This window comes from Archangium sp., assembly GCF_036388035.1.
GTDB lineage: Bacteria > Myxococcota > Myxococcia > Myxococcales > Myxococcaceae > Archangium.
Window position 1 is genome coordinate 1 of the sequence record NZ_DASVSO010000163.1, and the last position, 2,053, is coordinate 2,053.

The window sequence follows — 2,053 nt, forward strand, 5'->3', positions numbered from 1 at the left end:
ATCAGATGTCCTCTTTGCGCGGGCCCGAGTGTACAACCATCTAATACCAGTAAGTTATAAAACACCGCAGACATCTGGTGGGACGAACACTTTGTTATGCACCAACGCATGGAAGTAGAGGGCAATGACCAAACCGAGCCGAAGCGCTGTGAAGAAGGTGATGGCACCATCTGAACGCGCCGGAGGCCCAAATTCTTGGCGCATCAATGCGAATCCGTGAGCCAGCATCCCCTGGGGACCGGTGGCGTTCTACACTTGTTACATGTTCGACGAACTGGTGAGGACCCTGGGGCTCGCGCCCCACCCGGAGGGCGGCTTCTATCGGGAGACGTGGCGCGCCTCGGTGCCGGTGGAGACGCCGCGAGGCAGGCGCTCGGTGGCGACAGGCATCTACTACCTGCTGCCTCGGGGCTCGTTCGCGGCATGGCACCGGGTGACCTCGGACGAGCTGTGGCACTTCTACGATGGGCAGGCGCTGACGATGTACCTGCTCGACGAGCGCCAAGGCCGTCTGGAGACGGTGGTGCTGGGCCGTGACGTCACGCGCGGCGAGCGTCCGCAGGTGCTCGTCCCCGCCGGAGTGCTCCAGGCGGCACAGCCACGAGGCGACTACACCCTGTGCGGCTGCACGGTGGCTCCGGGCTTCGACTTCGCGGACTGGGAGATGCCTCGGGGCGAGGCGCTGGCGGCCCGCTACCCCGAGCACGCGGAGCTGTTCCGCCAGCTCTCCCACCCGGGTTGACGCTACCGGGTGGCTCGGGACTGTCGAGCCCGTCTGGCCCCCGCGCCCGGCGACTGGCAGCGCTCACAGAAGAACAGTGCCCGGCTGGCCAGCTCCAGGCGCGAGATGGGAGTGGCACACCGGGGGCAGGGCTGTCCGGCGCGGTCGTAGACGTTGAATCGGTCCTCGCGGCGCCGGCCCGGCGTCTCCCAGGGGGCGGGGGGCGCCCGCGGAGCGACGATGCGCCCATCCCGGGCCGCGTCCTCCAGCAGCTCGCGGAGGGCCTCCCACAGCCGCTCGAAGTCCTCGAGGCGTAGCTCCGAGGCGGGCAGCAGGGGCGGCAGGCGCGCGAGGAAGAGGGCCTCGGCACGCAGGATGTTGCCCACGCCCGAGATGCGCTCCTGGTCCAGCAGCGCGATGGCCAGGGGCGAGCGACCCCGCCGGAGGGACTCGAAGGCCCGCGCGGGCGAGGCCTCCGGGCGCAGCGGATCCTCCCCCAGTCGGGCGCGGAGGGTGGCCTCGGCCTGGGGGCTGAGCAGCTCACAGGCCTGGGGCCCGGAGAGGTGGAGCGTCGCGTGGGGCGAGGCGAGCCGCAGCCGGCAGGCGGGGGAGGGTGGGGGCGCCCCGGTGCGGAAGTGGCGCAGGTTTCCGAAGAGCCCGAGGTGGATGTGCAGCCGCACCCCGCCCTCGAAGTGGTGGAAGAGGTGCTTGCCATGCGCGTCCACCGCCACGAGCGTCCGCCCCGAGAGGTGCCGGGCTCCCTCCGAGAAGCGCCCCTGGGGCGAGTCCGCGCTGAAGCCGCGCCCCACGAGCCAGCGCCGGTGGATCCGCGCGAGGCGGTGGATGATGTTCCCTTCAGGCATCCCTCCGAGGTAACGCGGAGCGCACGACCTGTCTCGTAGGGGGGCGGGCTCGCCTGCCTGGACGATATGTGAGGGGCCGGCCTCCGTTCTCCGTTGCGTCTGCCCGCCAGGGAGGAGAGCACGATGGCTCGCAAGGAATGGCTGCTCGTGGTGTCGACCGCTGTATCGACCTTGATGGCATGTGCCCATGCGCCCGAGGGCTACCGACCGCCGGGCTCGAAAGCGGGCGGCTTGCAGGTGATCGCCCCGGAGGCGGCCGTGGAGACGGGGCTGCCGGAGTGGTCGCTCGCGATGCCGCTCGGTGAGAAGCAGGACGCGTCGGTGCTGGAGTTCCTGGCGCGGGCCGAGGCCGCCGGGGCCCGGTACGTGAGCGACGTGGAGGTGGTGTTCGCGGCCGAGGAGGGTGGGCAGCTCCTGGAGTGCCGGACCCACATCACGCCCGTCGCGACGCTGGAGCAGGGCTGGACGG

General features: G+C 70.6%; 2 protein-coding genes and 1 pseudogene. 2 read left to right on the forward strand and 1 reads right to left on the reverse strand.

Going from position 1 to position 2,053, the window contains the following annotated elements:
* Positions 1-262 precede the first annotated feature (262 nt).
* Entirely contained in the window at positions 263-742 is a 480-nt protein-coding gene (locus VF697_RS07205; RefSeq protein WP_331092757.1) for a cupin domain-containing protein, read from the forward strand.
* Between the two features lie 2 nt (positions 743-744).
* Here VF697_RS07205 and VF697_RS07210 read toward each other — a convergent pair whose 3' ends face one another.
* Positions 745-1,584 carry an Fpg/Nei family DNA glycosylase gene (locus VF697_RS07210; RefSeq protein ID WP_331092758.1) on the reverse strand — a complete coding sequence of 280 codons (840 nt, stop codon included), beginning with the start codon at positions 1,582-1,584 and terminating at the stop codon, positions 745-747.
* A 123-nt stretch (positions 1,585-1,707) separates the two neighbouring features.
* Here VF697_RS07210 and VF697_RS07215 point away from each other — a divergent pair.
* A pseudogene (locus VF697_RS07215) lies at positions 1,708-2,053 on the forward strand (hypothetical protein); the annotation flags it as partial.

Excerpts from the sequence above, each read along its gene's own strand:
- VF697_RS07205 (WP_331092757.1), top strand. The coding sequence starts at position 263 with ATGTTCGACGAACTGGTGAGGACCCTGGGGCTCGCGCCCCACCCGGAG.
- VF697_RS07210 (WP_331092758.1), bottom strand. The coding sequence starts at position 1,584 with ATGCCTGAAGGGAACATCATCCACCGCCTCGCGCGGATCCACCGGCGC.